General features: G+C 42.8%; 22 protein-coding genes, 8 tRNA genes and 1 pseudogene. 26 read left to right on the forward strand and 5 right to left on the reverse strand.

Translation table 11 applies throughout. The features are described from left to right. The first annotated feature begins 254 nt into the window (after positions 1-254). From DT065_RS15920 to DT065_RS15980, 13 genes are all read left to right on the forward strand, one after another. A complete protein-coding gene (locus DT065_RS15920; RefSeq protein ID WP_114375068.1) occupies positions 255-1,292 on the forward strand; it encodes a LolA family protein in 1,038 nt (345 codons plus the stop codon). Between the two features lie 334 nt (positions 1,293-1,626). Beyond that, positions 1,627-2,325 carry a reverse transcriptase domain-containing protein gene (locus DT065_RS15925; RefSeq protein ID WP_227002825.1) on the forward strand — a complete coding sequence of 233 codons (699 nt, stop codon included), beginning with the start codon at positions 1,627-1,629 and terminating at the stop codon, positions 2,323-2,325. Positions 2,326-2,664: 339 nt separating this feature from the next. Then, on the forward strand, positions 2,665-3,801 hold the full coding sequence (gene alr / locus DT065_RS15930) for an alanine racemase (RefSeq protein ID WP_114375070.1): 1,137 nt from the start codon (positions 2,665-2,667) through the stop codon (positions 3,799-3,801). Positions 3,802-4,070: 269 nt separating this feature from the next. Next, on the forward strand, positions 4,071-4,394 hold the full coding sequence (locus DT065_RS15935) for a CopG family ribbon-helix-helix protein (protein ID WP_114375072.1): 324 nt from the start codon (positions 4,071-4,073) through the stop codon (positions 4,392-4,394). Between the two features lie 226 nt (positions 4,395-4,620). Then, positions 4,621-5,427: an RsbT co-antagonist protein RsbRA gene (gene rsbRA / locus DT065_RS15940; protein WP_114375074.1), complete on the forward strand. Its 807-nt coding sequence runs from the start codon at positions 4,621-4,623 to the stop codon at positions 5,425-5,427. A gap of 115 nt (positions 5,428-5,542) precedes the next feature. Beyond that, a complete protein-coding gene (gene rsbS, locus DT065_RS15945; RefSeq protein ID WP_114375075.1) occupies positions 5,543-5,899 on the forward strand; it encodes an RsbT antagonist protein RsbS in 357 nt (118 codons plus the stop codon). 2 nt (positions 5,900-5,901) lie between these two features. Beyond that, on the forward strand, positions 5,902-6,303 hold the full coding sequence (locus DT065_RS15950; RefSeq protein WP_114375077.1) for an anti-sigma regulatory factor: 402 nt from the start codon (positions 5,902-5,904) through the stop codon (positions 6,301-6,303). Between the two features lie 13 nt (positions 6,304-6,316). Next, positions 6,317-7,327 carry a PP2C family protein-serine/threonine phosphatase gene (locus tag DT065_RS15955; protein WP_114375078.1) on the forward strand — a complete coding sequence of 337 codons (1,011 nt, stop codon included), beginning with the start codon at positions 6,317-6,319 and terminating at the stop codon, positions 7,325-7,327. A 116-nt stretch (positions 7,328-7,443) separates the two neighbouring features. Continuing rightward, complete coding sequence (locus tag DT065_RS15960; protein ID WP_114375080.1) at positions 7,444-7,776, forward strand: STAS domain-containing protein; 333 nt, start codon at positions 7,444-7,446, stop codon at positions 7,774-7,776. Continuing rightward, positions 7,773-8,261: an anti-sigma B factor RsbW gene (gene rsbW, locus DT065_RS15965; RefSeq protein ID WP_114375082.1), complete on the forward strand. Its 489-nt coding sequence runs from the start codon at positions 7,773-7,775 to the stop codon at positions 8,259-8,261. The genes DT065_RS15960 and rsbW overlap by 4 nt, the downstream gene beginning before the upstream one ends. Then, on the forward strand, positions 8,224-9,012 hold the full coding sequence (gene sigB / locus DT065_RS15970; protein ID WP_114376378.1) for an RNA polymerase sigma factor SigB: 789 nt from the start codon (positions 8,224-8,226) through the stop codon (positions 9,010-9,012). The genes rsbW and sigB overlap by 38 nt, the downstream gene beginning before the upstream one ends. After that, on the forward strand, positions 9,012-9,626 hold the full coding sequence (locus DT065_RS15975; RefSeq protein WP_114375084.1) for a PP2C family serine/threonine-protein phosphatase: 615 nt from the start codon (positions 9,012-9,014) through the stop codon (positions 9,624-9,626). Before sigB ends, DT065_RS15975 begins: the two co-directional genes overlap by 1 nt. A gap of 140 nt (positions 9,627-9,766) precedes the next feature. Further along, positions 9,767-11,929, forward strand: a complete 2,163-nt coding sequence (locus DT065_RS15980; protein WP_257791158.1) for a Tex family protein — start codon at positions 9,767-9,769, stop codon at positions 11,927-11,929. Between the two features lie 96 nt (positions 11,930-12,025). Here DT065_RS15980 and cmpA read toward each other — a convergent pair whose 3' ends face one another. Continuing rightward, positions 12,026-12,148: a cortex morphogenetic protein CmpA gene (gene cmpA, locus DT065_RS15985; protein ID WP_114375086.1), complete on the reverse strand. Its 123-nt coding sequence runs from the start codon at positions 12,146-12,148 to the stop codon at positions 12,026-12,028. Positions 12,149-12,255: 107 nt separating this feature from the next. Here cmpA and DT065_RS15990 point away from each other — a divergent pair, with 107 nt between their 5' ends. From DT065_RS15990 to DT065_RS16030, 9 genes are all read left to right on the forward strand, one after another. Beyond that, positions 12,256-12,705, forward strand: coding sequence for a SprT family protein (locus DT065_RS15990; RefSeq protein WP_114375088.1), 450 nt, complete (start codon positions 12,256-12,258; stop codon positions 12,703-12,705). 151 nt (positions 12,706-12,856) lie between these two features. Beyond that, positions 12,857-12,931 (forward strand) — tRNA-Asn (locus DT065_RS15995). Positions 12,932-12,933: 2 nt separating this feature from the next. Then, a tRNA-Ser gene (locus tag DT065_RS16000) sits at positions 12,934-13,024 on the forward strand. An 87-nt stretch (positions 13,025-13,111) separates the two neighbouring features. Further along, positions 13,112-13,186 (forward strand) — tRNA-Glu (locus DT065_RS16005). A 4-nt stretch (positions 13,187-13,190) separates the two neighbouring features. Further along, positions 13,191-13,266: transfer RNA gene (locus DT065_RS16010), tRNA-Val, on the forward strand. A gap of 40 nt (positions 13,267-13,306) precedes the next feature. Then, a tRNA-Asp gene (locus DT065_RS16015) sits at positions 13,307-13,382 on the forward strand. A gap of 15 nt (positions 13,383-13,397) precedes the next feature. After that, positions 13,398-13,472 (forward strand) — tRNA-Gln (locus DT065_RS16020). 35 nt (positions 13,473-13,507) lie between these two features. Continuing rightward, positions 13,508-13,592 (forward strand) — tRNA-Leu (locus tag DT065_RS16025). 5 nt (positions 13,593-13,597) lie between these two features. Continuing rightward, positions 13,598-13,685, forward strand: a tRNA-Leu gene (locus tag DT065_RS16030). 276 nt (positions 13,686-13,961) lie between these two features. Here DT065_RS16030 and DT065_RS19400 read toward each other — a convergent pair. From DT065_RS19400 to DT065_RS16040, 3 genes and pseudogenes are all read right to left on the reverse strand, one after another. Then, positions 13,962-14,486: pseudogene (locus DT065_RS19400) on the reverse strand (site-specific integrase). 49 nt (positions 14,487-14,535) lie between these two features. After that, positions 14,536-14,979 (reverse strand): tyrosine-type recombinase/integrase, encoded by a 444-nt coding sequence (locus DT065_RS19405; protein ID WP_227002640.1) that lies wholly within the window; start codon positions 14,977-14,979, stop codon positions 14,536-14,538. Next, complete coding sequence (locus DT065_RS16040; protein WP_114375090.1) at positions 14,979-15,365, reverse strand: hypothetical protein; 387 nt, start codon at positions 15,363-15,365, stop codon at positions 14,979-14,981. Before DT065_RS16040 ends, DT065_RS19405 begins: the two co-directional genes overlap by 1 nt. Before the next feature lie 361 nt (positions 15,366-15,726). Here DT065_RS16040 and DT065_RS16045 point away from each other — a divergent pair. Then, positions 15,727-16,838, forward strand: a protein-coding gene (locus DT065_RS16045; RefSeq protein ID WP_114375092.1) for an IS3 family transposase whose coding sequence is annotated in 2 segments (ribosomal slippage) — positions 15,727-15,976 and positions 15,976-16,838 — 1,113 coding nt in all. Because the reading frame shifts where the segments join, the coding sequence is not laid out codon by codon here. A gap of 249 nt (positions 16,839-17,087) precedes the next feature. Here DT065_RS16045 and DT065_RS16050 read toward each other — a convergent pair. Then, entirely contained in the window at positions 17,088-17,912 is an 825-nt protein-coding gene (locus tag DT065_RS16050; RefSeq protein ID WP_114375094.1) for a nicotianamine synthase family protein, read from the reverse strand. A gap of 328 nt (positions 17,913-18,240) precedes the next feature. On the opposite strand from DT065_RS16050, the gene DT065_RS16055 reads away from it, so the two are divergent. The 3 genes from DT065_RS16055 to rpsN all read left to right on the forward strand — a co-directional run bounded on the left by DT065_RS16055 (position 18,241) and on the right by rpsN (position 21,008). Continuing rightward, entirely contained in the window at positions 18,241-19,611 is a 1,371-nt protein-coding gene (locus DT065_RS16055) for an MATE family efflux transporter (RefSeq protein ID WP_114375096.1), read from the forward strand. Positions 19,612-19,712: 101 nt separating this feature from the next. After that, the gene (locus DT065_RS16060; protein WP_227002641.1) at positions 19,713-20,663 is read left to right on the forward strand and encodes a ZinT family metal-binding protein; all 951 of its coding nucleotides are present in this window, start codon (positions 19,713-19,715) and stop codon (positions 20,661-20,663) included. A gap of 75 nt (positions 20,664-20,738) precedes the next feature. Further along, the gene (gene rpsN, locus DT065_RS16065) at positions 20,739-21,008 is read left to right on the forward strand and encodes a 30S ribosomal protein S14 (RefSeq protein ID WP_114375100.1); all 270 of its coding nucleotides are present in this window, start codon (positions 20,739-20,741) and stop codon (positions 21,006-21,008) included. The last annotated feature ends 21 nt before the right edge of the window (positions 21,009-21,029 follow it).

Consider the following 21,029-nt stretch of genomic DNA (forward strand, 5'->3'; position numbering starts at 1 on the left):
AAAGGGAGCATAAATGGAGTATGGGCCGTGGTTCTTAACGATCCCTTGTACCTATTGTGGCAAGACGGTAGTTGCTTTCGCGTCATCACGTTGGCTTTTTCGGTGACAAAATAGGACAGGGAGCGCGATGGCTTGAAAGTAATGTCACCCACTAAGAGGATTCACCCCGACCACTTGCATTATCGATTTTTAAACAGCTGCTCAAAAAGGTACCCTCCTTTGTCGTTAGAACTGAGGCAAAGGAGAGATATTCGATGAAAAAAGCAAGATGGCTATCTTTGGTTACATTGGCTTCGCTCGTATTGCTGGCAGCTTGCGGTGACAAATCACAAGAAGAAGTCATTGAGGAGCTGGATGAGACACTGCAGACGATGAGCGGTTATCAGACGGAAGCGACGATGACGATGCAAACAGGACAAGAGCCACGGCAATATGATGTAGAGATCGCGCATATGCAAAGTGAAGAAAACCGGTACTATCGTGTCGAGCTGCAAAATGAAGACGAGGAACAGAATCAAATGATCCTGCGAAATGATGAAGGGGTTTTCCTCCTCACCCCGGCACTGAATAAAAGTTTTCGGTTTCAAAGCGACTGGCCAAATAATAACAGCCAAATCTATTTGTACGAGTCGTTAATCGGAGATATTTTAACAGATACCGAACGTGAATTTGCCGTGGAAGAGGATCGGTACGTATTTGAAACGAACACAAATTATCAAAATCAAAACCTTCATCAACAAGAAATTGTGCTCAATAGCGATGATTTGTCTCCGCACGCGGTTCGAGTGTTTGATGAAGACTATAACACCCTAGTGGAAGTCGTCTTTGAATCATTTACGCTCAATGAAACGTTAGATAGAGAAGCATTTGATATGGATGCGAATATGGAGACTGGGGAAGAAGGGGAAGAACCGGCAACGGTTGAAGAGGAAGAAGAGGATGCAACAACCTTCGACGTATTTATGCCCTCCCATGAACCAGTGAATACGGAGTTGGCCGAAAGTGAAGAAGTGGAGACAGATGTAGGCAAGCGTGTAATTTTAACGTATGAAGGGGATCAGCCGTTTACCATCGTCCAGCAGCCGGCAAGCATTTCTGCCGCTTCCGGATCATCACCAACGGAATTGGGCTATGGAGATCCGGAAATGTTGGGAGATGTAGTAGGTGTCCTATCAGAGGAAACGCTAACCTGGACAAGTGACGGGATTGAGTTTATCATTGCTTCCGATTCATTAGAGTCCGAAGAAATGTCCGCGATCGCTGAATCAATGACATCTACATCGACAAAATAACCCCGGCAGTTTGAAAATAAAATAGTCCCGTCATTTAGACCGGCTTGGGCCCAGAGTATATTCTGGGTCTTTTTTGCGCGACGGGCAGTCGCACCTAGTGTGGACAACTATACTGAACATACTGTTAAAGGATTGGGACACGTTACCTTGGGTAAACACGGATCTGTAAATTCTACAAAATAGAAGCAATGTTAATCGGTTACTTGTTTTTTGAACGAAAGGAGTAGTGACATTATGCAAAGTAAATGACATGAAAATCCTGTATTTATAGGAAAGATGACGTTTACTTTGCATAACGGATTACTTCGCATAAGGTGGTGTCATTTAGCCGCTTATAGCCAATCTATTTCTAAATGAATTGGACTGGACACTGGCGGAACACCGTATAAGATTTGTGAGATACGCTGATGACTTTCTTTTATTCGCCAAAACAGAAGAGGATATAGAGAAAGCAGCAGAGATCATAAAAAGAAAAACAAAGTTGGCAGAGTTAGCCTTCGAAATTGCGGAGGAGAAAACAAAGTTTGTGGACTTTCATGATGATGATTTCGACTTTCTCGGCTTCACTTTTGGACACTGGAGAAAGAGGAAGAAGGACGGGGTACCGTACTATAAGGCGAAAACCCGAAAGACACTAACGATAAGTAAAGAGAAATGGGTAGAACAGGTCAATCCAGTGATACGAGGGAAAGTAAATGATTACCACACGATCCACAAAGCTATACAACTGAATGCCCAGTATGGCATTGGCAGTAGATGCTTCTATAAAACCTTTGGCAAAGAGTTACAGGCCATAGACAGATATATAAGAAAAAGACTCCGTGTAGCGATGATCCATGACCATCCAAGCCAGAGAAAAGGGTGGAAAATGACAATGAAGTGGAACAATGAATTCTTTGCACGTCTAGGGCTCGTTCCTTGCGCGTTGAGTCCTCAGATGGTCGGTCTGCGGACCGGAAAAGGAGAAACCGAGCGTGTTGAGTCCTCAGATGGTCGGTCAGCGGACCGGAAAAGGAGAAATCGAGCGCGTTGAGTCCTCAGATGGTCGGTCTGCGGACCGGAAAAGGAGAAACCGAGTGCGTTGAGTCCTCAGATGGTCAGTCTGCGGACTGAAAAAGGAAAAACTGACCGCTCTGAGTCCTCAGGGAAGCGTGCTACGGTCCGTAAAGGTGTCACAGTGGTATTTTTTTAACGGGTGAGTAAAAATTCGAATCCTTTCTTTTACTATTTCTACCAATCCATACCGCCAAACCAGGTGCCCGAACCCCGAGATATGTCCGCAATAGGCGTTCATACTAAGTCAGCTTGACATCAAAGATGAAGCGTCTAATAATAAACAAAGAATAGATCGGTAAAACAAGGAGATTTCATTGTGGACACTCACAGCGTTAATCAGTATCGAGACACTTGGATAGAAATCGATGTAAAAGCAATTGCAAGCAATGTCAAATCAGTAAAAACGCTTCATCATCCGGATGTTAACGTCATGGCAGTCGTGAAAGCGGACGGGTATGGCCATGGCGCGGTGACCGTTGCCCGGACGGCACTCGAATCAGGAGCGGATTGGCTTGGGGTAGCGCTTTTGGAAGAAGCGGTGGAACTAAGAAATGCAGGCGTAGACGCCCCAATTTTAGTGCTCGGTCCTATTAACCCTCAAGATGCTTCGGTCGCCCAACACTACCGTATTTCAATTACAGCTTTTCAAAGCGAGTGGCTGGCGGAGGCGAGCCCTCATCTTGATCCGGAGTCAGCTCTACACGTGCACCTGAAATGTGATACGGGGATGGGGAGAATTGGATTAACGGATGAACAGACCTTGCTGGATATGCTAAAGATGCTGAAGTCGGACAAGAGGTTTACGTTCACCGGAATTTTTACGCACCTGGCAACTGCAGATGAATGGGGAAGCGAGTACTTATCCCGGCAATTAAAAGCTTTTCAATCATATGTTCAGTTGGCCAAAGAAGTGGCCGGACCCATCCCTTATATTCATTACAGCAATAGTGCCGCGAGTTTGCGGTACCCGGGAAACGATTATAATATGGTTCGTTTTGGTATCTCGATGTATGGCCTTGTCCCCGCTGTCGAGACCGCGACGGATATTCCGGTTTCTTTAAAGCCGGCGATGTCCCTGCATAGTCGCTTGACACATGTAAAAAAAGTACAACCGGAAACGTCCATAAGTTATGGCGCCACGTATCAAGCAAGCGAAGAAGAATGGATCGGAACGGTACCGATCGGCTATGGGGATGGTTGGTTAAGGGCGAATGCAACAAACGGGGGGGAAGTGCTTGTGAAAGGGCAACGCTGTCCAATGGTTGGTAGAATATGCATGGATCAAATGATGATAAGGCTTCCCTCGGAAATCCCGGTCGGAACAAAAGTGACTTTAATCGGAAAACAGAAACATGAAGAAATCAGCATAGAAGAAGTATCGGAACGTCTCTCCACGATCACGTATGAAATTCCCTGCCTATTGAACGGCAGGATTCCCCGTGTAAATATATGAACGATCTTCTAAACATTGACGCTTCATAAAAAATAATGATTAATTTTGGCAGAATAAGAGAGTGTAAATCAACTTTCTTATCTGCATAAGTGCAACTAGGGCTTTTCGCCATAAAAGCTTGGCGAAAAGCCAAGTTTTCTAAGATTTATGCAGGAATTTTTCGAAACACGTCGAAGCGTACTGATAATAACAAAAGTTTTTTGGTGGCAAGATGGAAAAAATCTGTTTTGCAAATTGATGGGCGGGATGCTATTATATGTACAGAGTAAATGAACGTGTACGAATGGTGTGTGCAGGGGGTATCCAACTTGTCCCAAGAAAACGGTAGACAAATTATGATTAGCCTTCCGAACTATTTATTACAAGAGGTGGACCGAATGACGAAACGCGATGGGTTAAACCGCAGTGATTTTATTCACCAAGCGGCGACAAAGTATTTGCATGAGCGTAAACAGGTTGTGCGAGAATCCATGCAAAAAGGCTATATTGAGATGGCTACCATTAACTTAAACATCGCCGATGAGTCGTTTCAGCTGGAAGAAGAAGCAGAGTCACAAGTTCATCACACGAATATCAGAGGGGTCCAACTTTAGTTTTACGTCTTGATTTTTCTCATATCATCCTAAGGCGGTCCCCAACGGATTACAGTTGCTTCGATCAATGATGATCGGTGGCAACTTTTTTATTTTATATAAATATTGGTTCTGCTCCTGTATGTCCATTTGATATGACACGTTGGATTTGCGTTTATATATAAATAATGAAATAATTAATATATGTGTTAATTTCCGGCTTACATTGGAATATGGGGGAATATGAATGTACTCTTCGGTTATAAATTTTATTTATCAAAGAAAAGATCATTATCTTACTCGATGGAAAGAAGACATTGATTCACGTGCATTTAATGATGCACGACTTTCAGAAGGTCTGGAAGACGAGTTAAAAAATGAATGGATGGATATTGTTTTAAATGACTCCAATACTGAGGACCAAAGTGAAGCAGAGCGGCTGCGGCGCTTCGCTAACCGTTTGATTCATTATGGACTCCCGTTGGGAACTTTCATTCGAAGTTTGCATTCCTTGCGACGTATGCTTAGAAATGATTTGGCCGCAGAATATACGGAAGAGCGTATGTTGGAATTTGAGGCTCGGTTGGATGACTTGATCAGCAATTTGGTGGACGAGGCCGCGAAAATGAGGGAGAACGTCATTAACACACAAAATCATGCGCTCAAGGAGTTGTCCGTTCCCTTGATTCCAGTATTTAATGACATCAGCGTGATGTCTTTAATTGGTACGATTGATACAAAGCGCTCCCAGTATATCATGGAAAATTTATTGGAAGGCATTGTCGACCACCGTTCCCAAGTGGTACTGATCGACATTACCGGCGTACCGGTCGTCGATACGATGGTTGCGCACCATATTATTAAGGTATATGAAGCTGTGCGGCTTGTGGGGGCTCAGTGCATTCTCGTTGGAATACGGCCAGAAATTGCTCAGACGATCATTAATCTGGGTATCGATTTGAGCAATTTCTCGACAACAAGTACGCTGCAAAAGGGCGTTGAAGCAGCCCTAGAAATAACGAATCGTGAAGTACGGCAAGTGCAGCGTTCATAAACCGACAAGATAAAACAAGCGGAGGGTTGGTTTTGCTTAAAAACGAACCGGCTCGTCGGTTGTTTTTCTTACCTTCCGCCTCTCACTTCTCACATCTATTACGGAGGTATACATGATGAGAATACCGATATTAAAACTAGGGAAGTATTTACTAATTTCTGTGCAAGTAGAACTGGATGATCAGACAGCACTTCAATTCCAAGAGGACCTGTTAAATCGTATCCATGAAGAAGGTTCCGAGGGCATCGTTGTTGACTTGACATCCGTTGAGATGATCGATTCCTATATTGCAAAAGTAATCGGAGACGTCGTCGAAATGTCCAATCTAATGGGTGCGAAAGTCGTCTTAACCGGTATACAGCCAAGTGTTGCCATTACATTAGTTGAGATGGGTATTACATTGAGCGAAGTTCCGACAGCATTAAATTTGGAGCAAGGGCTTGAGAAATTGCAACAGGAATTGGAGGGTTGATGATGCGCACTCAATCCTCTGTTGAAATTGGGACGGAATGGGGCATCGTATCGGCTCGTCAAGTCGGGCGAGAGCTTTCAAAAGAAATAGGTTTTAACAATGTGGACCAGGCTCGAATAGCTACAGCTATATCGGAGTTGGCACGAAATATTTATCTATATACAGAGAATGGCTTGATAGGGTTGGAAGTTGTGGAACAAGGGCACTCAAAAGGGATTAAAATTGTTGCCCGCGACGAAGGGCCGGGCATCGAAAATTTACGGGAGGCCATGACGGATGGTCATTCCTCCTCAAACGGATTGGGGGCAGGGCTTCCCGGGGTAAAACGGTTAATGAATGAGTTTGATATTGAATCCGAACTCGGCAAGGGGACAGTCATTACTGCAACTAAATGGCTTCGGTAGGGAGGTTACGAAGATGGAAGCGTATCAAGTACTGCAAAGCAGCTATAAACAAATTCTCTACAATTTTCTTTCTCAAAAAAGTGAACAAAGCCTGTACGATGCGCAACAATTCAGCAAAAAAGTAATTGAAGAAGATATTGCACCCGAAGAGATAGTAAGCATTCATCTTGAAGTCATTGAAGAGTTATACCCTACTTTGTCACCGGAAACACGGAAGTCTTTCGAGTTTTTGTTGGAAGTGATGATCGGATACGGGATGGCGCACCGCGAACACCAAATCCTAAAACAAAAACAGCTGGAATTGGAGTCGGAAATCGATGTGGCAGCAAGTATGCAAGACACATTTTTGCCCAAGGAAATCCCGCAAAGCGAGATTGTAGACATAGGTGTGATCAGTGTTCCTGCTTCAAAGATGAATGGAGATTATTATAATATCATACAACCTGACAACGAAAGCATCAGTATCGCGATTGCCGATATCATCGGAAAAGGAGTTCCCGCGGCCCTTTGTATGTCGATGATCAAATACGCGATGGACAGCCTCCCCGAAAGATTGATGCAGCCGGGCCAATTGTTAGCAAGTCTAAACCGGACCGTCGAGCAAAACATTGCCGCTCACATGTTTGTAACGATGATGTACGCGTCTTATGATTTACGCACTCATCTTTTTTCCTATTCAGGTGCAGGCCATGAGCCCGGCTATTATTATAATGCTAAAGAAGATCGATTTGAAGAATTATACGCAAAAGGTATGGCCCTTGGCATTTCCCGAAACGCCCAATACAGAGAGTACCAGCTTGGGTTTTCTCCCGGAGATTACATTGTCTTGTTGTCAGATGGCGTTACGGAATGCAGAGCAGGCGATGAATTTTTGGAACGGGAGGAGCTGACAAGACTCCTTCGCCTATACCAAGACAAAAGCGCGCAGAAAATGGTCGACCATGTATTTCAAGACTTGGAACAATGGCAGGACTTCCAACTTCATGATGATTTTACCCTTATTATTTTACGACGAAACGTTTAACTTAAAAAAAGAATGGGTATGAACAATTACGGCCTGTTGGGCCGTTTTATTATAGACGCCCTTATATACTAAAAGAGAGATGCCATCATGAGAAGATCCATCAAGGAGGAAATGGAATGAACCTGGATGTGAAGACAGAAACGCTAAGCAATGAAACGAAAATGTTCGTATCAGGGGAAATTGATGCTCATACAGCTTCGCAATTAAAAGAAGCGTTAATGCCTTTGGTCGAACAACCGGAGTCATCGGTCACCGTTGATCTGCGAGGCGTCGACTACATTGATAGTACGGGTCTCGGGATTTTTGTCGGTGCACTGAAATCGACGGATCAGAATAATGGAAGGTTACGCCTCGTATCCCTTAATGAGCGAGTGAAGCGTCTTTTTTCGATCACCGGGCTTGATGAAGTGATCGACATTGAGGAGCGAAGGGAGAGTGCCGGAAAATGACTGATTACGAGGAATGCATTGAAATGAAGGTACCTGCCAGACCTGAATATGTGGGTGTGGTCAGACTGACGGTTTCAGGGGTTGCGAATCGAGTTGGATACACCTATGATGAAATTGAGGATATTAAAGTAGCGATTGCCGAAGCTTGTACGAATGTCGTTGATCACGCTTACAATGATGAAGGTTTAATTTCTTTACAGTTTCTTGTCCATGATCAATTTGTCGAGTTCAAAATTGCGGACGACGGGAAAAACGTGGATGTTGAGGAACTAAAAAAATACAGGGGTCCGATTAAGCCAGGTGAGCCTATCCAACAACTTAGCGAAGGAGGGCTAGGCCTTTTCCTTATCGAAACATTAATGGATGACGTCGAAATAAAAAAAGACAAAGGCGTAGCCATTGTAATGAAGAAGTACTTTCAAAAGGATGGGGTAGCGCATGGGGCCAATGGAATCGAAGCAGAAACAATCAACAAACATCAATGAAGCACAAATTTATAGATGGATTGAAAGTTTTCAACAAAACCCGACAGAAGAGATTCAAACAGCATTAATCCGTCACTACGAGTCACTCGTCCAATCGCTTGCGCGTAAATTTTCCCGGGGCCAAGGGCACGATGATGATCTTTATCAAGTCGGTATGATCGGTTTGCTCGCTGCACTTCGCCGTTTTGACTCTTCCTACAAGCGGTCCTTTGAGTCCTTCGCCGTACCTACGATCGTTGGCGAAATCAAGCGGTTTATCAGGGATAAAACGTGGAGTGTCCACGTGCCCCGCCGCATAAAAGAACTAGGGCCAAGGATCAAAAATGCAGTGGAAGAGTTAACGACTGAATACCAACGTTCGCCACAAGTATCGGAAATCGCTGCTTATTTGGAGGTTACGGAAGAAGAAGTGCTGGAAACGATGGAAATGGGCAAGAGCTATCAAGCGCTTTCCGTGGACCGTTCCATAGAAGCGGATGCCGAAGGCAGCGAAGTAACGTTGTTGGACCTTGTAGGCTCCACAGAAGAAGGCTTTGAAAAGACCGATCAACGCCTTCTTTTGGAAAAAGCGTTTACCGTTCTCACCGAACGTGAACAGGAAATTTTGCGTTGCACCTATTTTGACAACCTAAGTCAAAAAGAGACAGGAGAACGCCTTGACATCTCGCAAATGCATGTCTCCCGTCTGCAACGGCGAGCACTGGATAAATTACGTGATTCGATCCGCGTCGAACCATCGGAGTGTCTGTGATGACCAACATTATCGAAGAGGAACATCGAAAAGGGGAAACAGCCATATATCAAAAGGAAAAACATGGCCACTCAATATGTGGTGATGCGTACTATATGATTGAGAATGACGGATATTTTCTCGTTGCCATCGCTGATGGCCTCGGAAGCGGAGAGAACGCCAACCGTTCAGCCCGTATAGCCGTAAACATCATTGAAAAGCAACATGCCGGCACAAGTCTTGAAGGACTGTTTGTTGCGTGTAATGAAGCGCTCAGCCATGAACGGGGCGTCGTGATGACGATTTTAAAAATTGATTATGCCTCAAAAAATATTTTCTATGGGAACATTGGAAATGTCGGTTGCATTTTAAGCATTAATGATGGAAAGTGTTATCGCCCGATCCCGAGTAGCGGTTTTCTTGCCGGGCGCCGGATGACACCGAGAACGTATACCTATCCTTATGATTCTGAAGTTTCGTTTGTTTTATATTCGGATGGTGCAGAGGTGCACAATATGAGAGACCGTTTCGTTCAATATCATGCAGCACCTTCTGAGTTTGTGCAAAATATGGTCGGCTCCAATGATGCTATCTGCAAAGATGACATAACGATTATATCCGGCCATATGAAATGAATAGCGAAACCCAACAGCCGTTTTGTCGATGACAGACAAGCGGTTTTTCGTGTGCTATCGGGTTATACTAGCAGAGGGCCGATGCCATCTCGGAAATCACTTAATTCTACAAAGGAGGAAGGCCGTTGGAAACTGTCATTATCGATACGGAAAAGACGATCGGGCGGATTGCCCGTGGCATAACAATGGACCAACGATACGTAAAATCCATTATTGATTTGCATGAGGATGGGAATACGATTCCTTTTATCGCCCGTTATCGGAAGGAACAAACCGGAAACGCGGATGAACTAAAAATTCGGGAAGTGCTTGATCAATGGCAATATGCGAACCAGCTTCACGATCGGCAGCAGGAGGTCCTTCGCTTAATTGACGAGCAAGGAAAACTTACCGATGAGTTGGCCAGGGCGGTTCAATCAGCAAACAAGCTTCAGGACGTAGAAGACATCTATCGCCCCTATAAGCAAAAAAGACGCACAAAAGCTACGATTGCCAAAGAAAAAGGGTTGGAGCCTTTTGCGGCACACCTTTTCCAATTGCCGCGCGAGATCGACGTGGAACGGGAAGCGGATACATACATGAACCATGATGAGGATCTTAGCGACCGGGCCGCAGTGATGGAAGGTGCGCAAAACATTATCGCAGAATGGACGGCAGACGATCCGGCCGTTCGCCAAAGCCTTCGCCAGCTGACGTTTCAACATGGACTATTACAGACGACCCGCAAGAAGAATGCGGAAGATGAAGCAGGTACATATGAAATGTATTACGAATATGCCGAGCAGATCAACCGGATGCCTGAACATCGAATTTTAGCGGTAAACCGGGGAGAAAAGGAAAACGTTCTAAAAGTAAACGTGGATACCGATGCCTCGTTTTTAATCAACAAAATAGAAAACTTCATGATCAAGCGGTTTGGCTCTCCGGCTGTCCCTGTGGTTCAGGAGGCGATAAAGGATGGGTATAAACGTTTGATTGCCCCGGCCGTTGAACGGGAGATACGAAATGAATTAACCGAAAAAGCGGAAACTCGGGCCATTCGTGTATTTTCGGAGAACCTCAAACAATTATTGCTGCAACCGCCGTTCTTGGGAAAAACGGTACTCGGCATTGACCCAGCCTATCGAACCGGGTGCAAATGGGCGGTTATTGATGAAACCGGGAAGATGTTGGAAATCGGTGTTTTTTATCCCACACCTCCGAACAATGAAACAGAAAAAGCAGCAAAAACGTTAGAATCCTTGTTGGAAAAGTACGATTGTAAAGTTATTGCCATTGGGAACGGTACGGCTTCCCAGGAAACGGAATTATTCGTTTCGGATTTTCTTTCCGAATCAGGTTCCGATGCAGCCTATGTGATCATTAATGAAGCAGGTGCAAGCGTTTATTCTGCTTCAAAAATCGCCCGCGAGGAATTCCCTGATTTGGAAGTAGAGGAACGTAGCGCGGTTTCGATCGCGAGAAGACTCCAGGACCCTCTTTCTGAACTTGTGAAAATCGATCCCAAATCGATCGGTGTCGGCCAGTATCAACATGATGTGAGTGCAAAATCGTTGGGCAGCTCCCTTGATTTCGTTGTGGAAACGGCGGTTAACCAAGTGGGCGTCGATGTGAATACAGCCTCCCAAAGCTTGCTTCAACATGTGTCGGGGTTGAATAAAACGGTTGCGCATCAAATTGTCAAATACCGTGAAGATAATGGAAAATACGTAGCGAGAACACAACTGAACGACGTTCCTCGCTTAGGGGCAAAAACATTTGAGCAAGCAGCCGGTTTCTTGCGAATTACAGACGGAGACGAGCCTCTCGACCGAACACCGATCCACCCGGAAAGTTATGCGGCAACCAAACAGTTGTTACAGGAAATGGACGTTCTCGAGAATGCCCTTGGGTCAGACACGATTCAAGAAAAAGTGGAGCAACTTGATATTTCCGAAGCGTCGAGACAATTGGACATTGGAACGATGACGTTGCAAGATATCACGGAAGCACTGTCCCGTCCGAATCGAGATCCTCGTGAAGACTTGCCGCAACCGCTGTTAAAAACGGGCGTTATGGCGATGGAGGACCTGGAGAAAGGAATGGAGCTCCAAGGAACCGTTCGAAATGTCGTCGATTTTGGCGCATTTATTGACGTCGGTGTAAAAGAAGACGGTCTTGTGCATATTTCGAAGCTTGCCAACCGATTTGTTAAGCATCCACAAGAGGTGGTTGCTGTTGGGGACATTGTTACCGTGTGGGTGGAGGATGTTGATTTAAAAAAGGGAAGAATTGCACTGACAATGATAAAGGAAAGGCAATGATGAGAAAAAACCTGCGGATACCCGCAGGTTTTTTTCTACCAAAATTAGCATATGGGATGGTATCATGTATGGGGGAGTGTTTCGTAATCTACATCGTTATAGAGCCTGTTGGGCATTGCGCTTTAAATATGCGTACCAACATTGGTTAAGCATGACAATCTCATAGCGGTTTTTTTCAAAATAGGCTTTTTCCAATTGTTTTTTTAGCCAGTAAGGCACTTGAGATCCCTCCTTGTTTATGAGACCTTAAAGGCTTTTAACCATTATATGCCGCAGAGCTTGTCAACGTTGAGCATGATTTACCGGCTTTAGAAAGGACGAGCAAGATGAATGACGAGCAGCTGCAACGCTTCACGGAAGAATTGTCCATTCGCTATTTTCAGAAGCCATTTCGGCATGAGATCCGCTTTAACTCCCGGCTAAGGACAACCGGCGGTCGCTATATGCTTACAAGCCATGATATTGAAATTAATCCGAAACACGAGGAAAATTTCGGGCGAGAAGAATTAGAGGCCATCATCAAACATGAACTTTGCCATTATCACCTTCACTTAGAGGGCAGAGGCTATCAACATAAAGACAAAGATTTTAAACACTTGCTCAAAAAAGTGGGTGGGTCCAGGCATTGCCAAACCGTTCCCGGCATGAGAAGAACATTGCCGGTAAAATATTATTATCGATGTACCGATTGTGACCGTGTTTATCCACGGAAGCGAGCGATGGATACAGCCCGGTATGTATGCGGGGCTTGTCGGGGTAGACTAAAAAAATCATGAAAAAGCGTTGACGACACTTTATTCCTATGGTACATTATAAAAGGTCGCTTGAAGCGGAATACATATTTTCAAACGAAATTAGGAGTTGACAATCCCATTCAATTCATGTACGATATTATTTGTCGAAATTGAACTGAAGCCTATTTCACATTCCGCAGTAGCTCAGGGGTAGAGCAATCGGCTGTTAACCGATCCGTCGCTGGTTCGAATCCGGCCTGCGGAGCCAGCGGAGAAGTACTCAAGTGGCTGAAGAGGCGCCCCTGCTAAGGGTGTAGGTCGCGCAAGCGGCGCGAGGGTTCAAATCCCTCCTTCTCCGCCATTACAGACTATAGAAGTTAGACGACAGAGATCAGAAGCAGAAGGTGAGCATTCTGACATCTGGATTCCGACATCTGACTTCAGATATGGCCCGTTGGTCAAGGGGTTAAGACACCGCCCTTTCACGGCGGTAACGCGGGTTCGAATCCCGCACGGGTCACCATTTCGGAGGGTTAGCTCAGTTGGGAGAGCATCTGCCTTACAAGCAGGGGGTCGGCGGTTCGAGCCCGTCACCCTCCACCATGTCTTCCACGGTCGAGGGAAGAGAAGATATATCAAACAAGGGCCTGTGGTGTAGCGGTTAACATGCCTGCCTGTCACGCAGGAGATCGCGGGTTCGAATCCCGTCAGGCCCGCCATTTCATTTTTACTGTTGGGCCATAGCCAAGCGGTAAGGCATCAGGTTTTGGTCCTGAGATGCGCTGGTTCGAATCCAGCTGGCCCAGCCATTATCCCCTCACGAATCGTTGGGGACGTTGCACAAGCGGGTGTGGCGGAATTGGCAGACGCGCTAGATTTAGGATCTAGTGTCTTACGACGTGTGGGTTCAAGTCCCACCACCCGCACCATTCTTGCGGTTGTGGCGGAATGGCAGACGCGCTAGGTTGAGGGCCTAGTGGGAGTTAAATCCCGTGTGGGTTCAAGTCCCACTGACCGCACCATTTTAAATGCTGTCATATCAGTTGATACAGCATTTTATTTTTCTTACAAACAAAGTTAATTTAAAAATGCTTGGTGCCAAAATGGTGCCATTTTATTTTAAAATGTATTATTTCCCATTATTTGGTAAAATTAAATGTTCGGATATTGTAAATGATAAGGGTTGGTGATTGTTCTCACCAACCAATATATTATAAAATGTTGTCAAGCCTATCGGCTGTTTCTTTTTGCTTGTTCGGAAATAGATGACCGTATACGTCGATGGTAGTCTTAATAGATTAGTGACCTAGGCGTTCTTTGATGGTTGTGTAATCTTCCTTTTGGTCAATGAGTAAAGCGACATAAGAGTGCCGTAAATCGTGAAGACGAATAGGTTCTATATCTCCTCTTTCACATATAGTTCTGATGCGTCTGCTAAAATAATCTTTAGATGGTGGTCTGTCCTTGTATTGGAAAATCAATGTTTCGTTGGTGTGATTTATCTTTAATTCAGCAAATAACTTTTATTGCTCTTTTTTCCATTCTTGAAGTAGATCAAAAAGTTGATTGTTGATGCTGATTTTTCGTATACCCATTTTTGTTTTCGGCATTTGAATAACGGCTTCTTTATTAATGTATGAAAGTGATTTGTATACACTTATTTCCTTTTTAATTTCGGATACATCATTCCATGTCAATGCAAGGATTTCTCCACGACGCATCCCCGTTAGATAAGCAAGTGTATAGAAGGTTTTGAATAGAAATTCGTCCTCTCCAATCAGATTGATAAAGGCTTTAAACTGTTCAGGTGTCCAAAAGTTCATTTCTAATCTTGGTATGCTGAGATTTTTAACGTTTCTGCATGGATTTTTGTCAATGATTCTTTTGTTCAATAGCTTTATTAAAGATTTCGCTAAGAATGATCATATTATTATTGATGGTTTTGTTTTGTAACCCGGAATCAATAAGGAACTGTTGAAATTCTCGTATGTCATCTGACGTCACCTTTTTTAAATTGCATTTTTTAAAATAGGGCAAAATATGCTTGTCTATGCTGTAATTTTTAATTTGATGGTAATCACTTTTATGGTGTAGTTCGTATTCCTCCATATACAGATTTTTGATTGCTGTGAAGCTTAGATTTTTGTCACTGATGCTATTTTTATTTATATACTGATCTTCAAGTTTTCGGTGAAGCCTTTTGGCTTCCTTTTTTGTTTCTGCTGTTTTTGAGATTCTTTTTCTTTTCCCGGTTATAGCAGATATTCCTAGATCAATTTGAATACGATACTTTCCGTTTTCTCTTTTATATATCATTAGGATTGCCCCCTAGCGTTTTTTGTGTTGAAAGATGAAAGGTGGTACATTGCATCATCGGTGATTAGCAATGTAGCAAACAGAATCCCTTCGGCTTTTTGGTGTTTTGTCAGGCTGATGCTTGTACTTGATATTTTAAATTGAGTTGTATGGCTGTGAAGAAAGAAATGCCCGATTTCTTTTGCTATGGCTGTTTCTTTATATTCGCTTTGATCATTTAGATGGATGATATATTGATTGTAATGAAATTGTAGAAAACTTCTCCATTTTATGAGGTCGGCTTGTACTATGGGGATTTCTAGTTTTGAGCAAAGATCATACATGTTTTTAGGTTGATAAAAGTGATGAATGTTTGCACATTTGTCTTTTATGGCTGTAGACATCATAGAGGTCACTCCTTTTATCTATTTAGGCCTACAACATAACAAATGTATGTTCCCGTTACAATATTTTGATAATATGTTGTATTTTTTTCTTATGTTTTTAAAGTATTTATATATAATCAGATGAATTTAATCCCCATTCTAACGGAGAGTGGGGATTTTTAAGTGTGCCCCGCAGTCACACAGTCTAGGTGGTTAAAATCCATCCGGTAACTTTCCCTTTTGAAGTGCCGTAGCCGAAGCAACGGCCTCACCTCTAATGAGGAAGGTCGGACAGGGTGTCCCTTGGATAGGTTACACTTAATTGGACAGATCGGTTAAGGCCATATAAGCTTGGTTCAACTAAACGCGGAGGAAAATTCATATGACCCAACGAATCAGAAGAAGTTTTTCAAAAGAATTCAAAGAACAAATCGTACAGCTGCACGCCTCAGGAAAACCTCGAGCCGAAATAATCAAAGAATACGAGCTGACGCCATCTGCTTTTGATAAGTGGGTTCGCCAACATCGAGCCAGCGGTTCATTTGAAGAAAAAGACAATCGTTCTCCTGAAGAAGAAGAGCTCATCACGCTTCGTAAGAGAAATCAACAGTTAGAAATGGAAAATGATATTTTAAAGCAAGCCGCGCTGATCATGGGACGAAAGTAGATGTGATTCGGAACAACTGTCACAAATACTCTGTATCAGCAATGGGCGACGTCCTACAAATTCCTAGAAGTACCTATTATTACGAAGCAAAAGCTCGTGCTAACCAAGATGAAGAATTGCCAACATTGATCGTGGACATCTTTAAAAGCAACCGAAGGGTTTATGGCCAAAGAAAGATCAAGAAAGAGCTTGAAAAACTGGACTGGACCGTGTCACGCCGTCGTATCGGACGCATCATGAAAGAACAAGGATTGGTGTCAAAGTATACAGTCGCCCAGTTTAAGCCGTCTAAAACAGCTTGTAACGAATCAGCGGTTGGGAATACATTAAACCGAGAATTCGACCAGGACCAAGAACTCAAGGTCATTGTGAGTGATTTAACCTACGTTCGTGTTCAACAGAAATGGCATTATATCTGTGTGCTCGTCGATTTATATAACCGTGAAATCATCGGCCATAGTGCCGGTCCTCATAAGAGCGCAGCTTTAGTTCAACGTGCCTTTGCATCGGTCAAACACAACTTAATCCGCCTCGAATTGTTCCACACCGATCGAGGCAGCGAGTTTAAGAATCAACTGATCGATCAGGCATTAGAAACCTTTGGCATTGAACGATCCTTAAGTGAAAAAGGAACGCCGTATGACAACGCTGTCGCTGAAGCTACGTTTAAGACCATCAAAACTGAGTTCGTTCATGGTTCTATCTTCCTTAACCAACGCGAACTTGACCTTGAACTTTTTGATTACGTTCATTGGTTCAATCATATTCGAATTCATGGATCACTAGATTACTTAACACCAATAGAATACAAGTCTATGAACCTTTAAAAATTTGTTTAGTTTAGTGTTGACATACCACTAAGCGGTTAGCTGTTTCACGTTGTTTGTTTGGTAGTTTTAGTAGAAGCATGACTATAAACGGCTCATTGATCGTTACAATCTTCTCCTTGGTGCATGAGTGAAGCTACATGCGAGTGGTGTAAATCATGTCATCTAATCGGTTTTATCCCGTTTCGGTTGTGGCTTAACATAAACTTTATAAGGGTTTTGTTAAAAGCCTTCATAGTCGGATGAAGATTATTGGTATGCAAAAAATAAGGTTGAATTAATAATAAATGAGTTAGCAACGGTGTTTCCTATTAATTGATAACCTAATTGTTCTATTATTGCTATGTTAATAGGGTGATATAGCAAAGTGTGAAGGTTCTCGGCTGAACGCAATGCGATTATGGTGTTTGGATTAGTGCGGCGAATTTGTTCAATGATCAACTCTTTGTTCGGTACTAAACTAGCTATAACAACCAGATCGGTATCTTGATAATTAAATGCTTCCCCATCTTTATATTTATAGAATAATTGTTCATCTTTATGGAGTCGATGTATCAGAGCATTTCCCACTGAGTAGGCCGACTTCTCGATATCCAAACAATCGATCGTAGCATGTAATTTTGTTGACATTAAAAGGGGACTTAATGGTAGAGCACCCGCCCCTATAAAACAGATATGATTGAGTTCTTTCCAAGAAAAAGGAAGGTCATATAACTTATTTACTTCTGTTTCTGTCAGTTCCTTGTAATTGTCCCAATACAAAAAAGAAGAAAGATCCGACAAAGAAGAAGCATTTTCTGCAAAGTAAGACCCAAAGTATGTTTCCATATCACATTCAGCGGCAGCAAGGTGTTCAATCATATCGTCTTTTATTTCCTGGATATACGGGTTATCGAGGATCATATGGGCATCCTCAATAGGTGTAGAAAGCTTATGGACTAGATTTGATAACGTTTGGTTAATCAAGGGGTTGGCAGGGGATAGATCTTTTTCTCTTTTTAAAATATGGTAGGCATATTTATAAAAGGCTAGGATTTCATCTTTTTGCTCATTTTTGAATAAAGAAACATTCATACTTTTCACCTCTTAACAAATGGGGATTTGTGTTTTATATTTAAATCGTAATTATTACGATTTAAATGATATTAAACCAGAAATCGAGGAGGGATGTAAATGCTTTTTAGAAAAATAAGGAAAAATTGATCATTGTGTATCATCAAAATTAGCTGTTTAGGGGGAGGGTGAGACCAAGAATTCTCCCTCTTCTTTTATTACTAATTGCGTGTTTCAGTTACTTAGCAATAGGCGTTGAACCTCTCAAACGCCTCCAAATGATGTTGCAGCTTATATCCTTTTTAATGTCATTCATACGAGCGATATACGATAAAAGAGGAGAGATAAATTGGGGAAAGCTACTGCAGGAACAATCACACATAAACAGTATTTATTTTTGGCACTTCCATTGATTTTAGCTACGATTTCTACTCCTTTGCTTGGTGCGGTAGATACAGCAGTCGTTGGTTTTTTAGATGATCCTGCTTATATAGGAGGAATGGCTGTTGGTACGCTTATTTTCAATACGTTATATTGGCTGTTTGGTTTTTTGCGCGTGAGTACTTCGGGGTACACAGCTCAAGCTGTAGGTGCCGGGAATGAAGAAGCAGCATTGCTAAATTTATTAAGGGCAGCATTTTTAGCTACAAGTGCTGGATTATTATTCATGGTATTACAGTTGCCTATTTGGGATCTTGCGATGTACTTCATCCAGCCTTCTGAAAATGTGATGTCCCAGGGTAGCAAATATTTCGATGTGCGCATTTGGGGGGCACCATTTACGTTGCTCAACTATGTCATTTTTGGCTGGTTGATTGGGAAAGCAAAAGTAAGAGTGGTTCTCTTATTACAACTAGGGTGTAATTTACTTAATATGGGGTTAAATGTTTTTTTCGTATATTCGATTCAAATGGGAGTCGCAGGTGTAGGTGTAGCGACGCTCATTTCTGAAGTGCTTGCCACTGTCATTGGGTGCTTGTTTATGATGAAATATATAAATTTTGACCATACTATATTTAAGAACAAAGCTATTGTAGCATTTCAACCAATGATTCATATGGTGAAAGTAAACCAAGATTTATTCATCCGAACTGCTTGTTTATTAGCTGTTTTTGGGGTCTTTACATCGATTGGAGCTTCGATGGGGGAAGTCATCATTGCAGCCAACGCCATTTTATTTCAACTGCATTTTATTATGGCTTACTTTTTTGACGGATTGGCCAATGCAAGCAGTATTTTTGCAGGGAAAGCAGTTGGAGCGAATGATAAAAAGCTGTTTAGGTGTACAATTTATATTGGTTGTTTTTGGTCGGTTGCACTCGTTTTTTTGTTAACCGTAATGATGTACGTCGGTGGCTCCTGGCTTATTTCTTTATTTACGAATATTGAAGAAGTACATGCAACAGCTGTTTCTTATAAGCGGTGGGTGACTTTATTTCCACTTACAGGGTTTTTAGGACTTCAATTATATGGGTTTTACACTGGAGCCACACATGTAGGTCCGGTGCGAAACTCCTTGCTTATTTCTTTGCTTATATTTGTACTTTCTGTTTGGTTTACTGTGCCTGCATGGGGGAATCATGGATTATGGTTTTCCTTTATTCTGTTTACAATGTTAAGGTCGCTAACCCTATGGGCATTCTTTTCAAAACTCCAACGAACAGTTTTTTGGCAGAGTTCCCGTTATAGTAGCCAGAATTGGAGTAATCCTTTGAGTTAACTACCAATGATAGAAAGAGAATCAAATAATGGTTGACAATATGACTAAATTCCTCTAACCTTAAATCGTAATAATTACGGTTTAAAAATGAGGTGTATGCGGTGAGGAAAAAAACAATGGTTAAATGGTCAAGCGTGATGGTTATTGGATCGTTATTAGCTGCGTGCCAGGCTTCTGATGAGGATCAAGATGTAGGAGGCGGGAGCAACCATGATGCTCCGGAAAAGGTCGAAATAGAAGGGTTAGCCGATCATTATCATACAGGGGATACCATCAACCTCACAGCAGAACTTGATGAAGAAACAGATTATGACCATTGGCGTTGGTATACAAGAGATGATGAAGGGGACGAGTGGGCAAACGTATCAGATCAAGGAGATCGTGAATTTACTGAAGAAGCCACTGTTGATGGGCAAGAGATCAAGGTAGTACTTTTTGACGATGATCATGACGCTTATGTTCAATCAGATTCAGTAGAGGTTGTGATTGATGACCATGACCACGATGAAGAATCGCAAAGAATTTATGATGGTTATTTTGAGGACAGTGAAGTGGAAGATCGTGATCTATCTGATTGGGAAGGAGACTGGCAGTCGGTCTATCCTTATTTGCAAGAAGGAGACTTAGATGAAGTTTTCGAACACAAGGTGGAAGATGAAGGGGATATGACGGAAGAAGAGTACAAGGAGTATTATGACGAAGGATATCAAACAGAGGTTGATCGGATTGTCATCGAAGAGGCTACCGTTACGTTCTTTGATAATGCGGAGGAGTACACTGGTGAATATACGTATGACGGATATGAGATCCTGACATATGATGCTGGAAATCGAGGGGTAAGATACATTTTTGAGCTGGAAGATGGAGAGGAAGAGGCGCCACAATACATTCAGTTTAGTGACCATAATATTTTTCCAACAGAATCGCATCACTTTCATTTATTTTGGGGAGACGATCGTGAAGAATTGTTGGAAGAAGTCACAAATTGGCCTACGTATTACCCGTCCGAAATGGATACCGATGAAATTGTTCAAGAGATGATGGCCCATTAAGCTACAGCATGGTTTGTCGAGCATATTTTCCAAAAATATTAATTGGCTATCACGATTTAAGAGGAGTGTGTAAATTTGCCCAAAAAGTCGAAGATCGCAAAAGAGAAAAAGCGCCAAGAAATGGTTGCTAAATATGCGGAAGTCAGGTGTGATTTAAAGGAAAAAGGTGATTATGAAGCGTTGCGAAAGTTACCCCGAGATTCTTCACCCACCCGTTTGCGTAACCGATGTGAGATAACGGGGCGACCGCGCGGGTATTTGCGGAAATGTAAGATGTCGAGAATCGCTTTTCGGGAGCATGCGCATAAAGGACAGATTCCGGGTGTGAGAAAAGCGAGTTGGTGATGGATACGTTACTATTGCTCA

This window comes from Salicibibacter kimchii (genome assembly GCF_003336365.1).
Taxonomy (GTDB): domain Bacteria; phylum Bacillota; class Bacilli; order Bacillales; family Marinococcaceae; genus Salicibibacter; species Salicibibacter kimchii.

Bases quoted from the DNA above. Each gene is read 5' to 3' on its own strand.
- DT065_RS15990 (WP_114375088.1), top strand. From the start codon at position 12,256: ATGAATGACGAGCAGCTGCAACGCTTCACGGAAGAATTGTCCATTCGC.
- sigB (WP_114376378.1), top strand. From the start codon at position 8,224: ATGGAATCGAAGCAGAAACAATCAACAAACATCAATGAAGCACAAATT.
- rsbS (WP_114375075.1), top strand. From the start codon at position 5,543: ATGAGAATACCGATATTAAAACTAGGGAAGTATTTACTAATTTCTGTG.
- DT065_RS15935 (WP_114375072.1), top strand. From the start codon at position 4,071: ATGAACGTGTACGAATGGTGTGTGCAGGGGGTATCCAACTTGTCCCAA.
- DT065_RS15920 (WP_114375068.1), top strand. From the start codon at position 255: ATGAAAAAAGCAAGATGGCTATCTTTGGTTACATTGGCTTCGCTCGTA.
- rsbW (WP_114375082.1), top strand. From the start codon at position 7,773: ATGACTGATTACGAGGAATGCATTGAAATGAAGGTACCTGCCAGACCT.
- rsbRA (WP_114375074.1), top strand. From the start codon at position 4,621: ATGTACTCTTCGGTTATAAATTTTATTTATCAAAGAAAAGATCATTAT.
- DT065_RS19405 (WP_227002640.1), bottom strand. From the start codon at position 14,979: ATGATATATAAAAGAGAAAACGGAAAGTATCGTATTCAAATTGATCTA.
- DT065_RS15960 (WP_114375080.1), top strand. From the start codon at position 7,444: ATGAACCTGGATGTGAAGACAGAAACGCTAAGCAATGAAACGAAAATG.
- DT065_RS15975 (WP_114375084.1), top strand. From the start codon at position 9,012: ATGACCAACATTATCGAAGAGGAACATCGAAAAGGGGAAACAGCCATA.
- DT065_RS16040 (WP_114375090.1), bottom strand. From the start codon at position 15,365: ATGATGTCTACAGCCATAAAAGACAAATGTGCAAACATTCATCACTTT.
- DT065_RS15955 (WP_114375078.1), top strand. From the start codon at position 6,317: ATGGAAGCGTATCAAGTACTGCAAAGCAGCTATAAACAAATTCTCTAC.
- DT065_RS16050 (WP_114375094.1), bottom strand. From the start codon at position 17,912: ATGAATGTTTCTTTATTCAAAAATGAGCAAAAAGATGAAATCCTAGCC.
- DT065_RS15950 (WP_114375077.1), top strand. From the start codon at position 5,902: ATGCGCACTCAATCCTCTGTTGAAATTGGGACGGAATGGGGCATCGTA.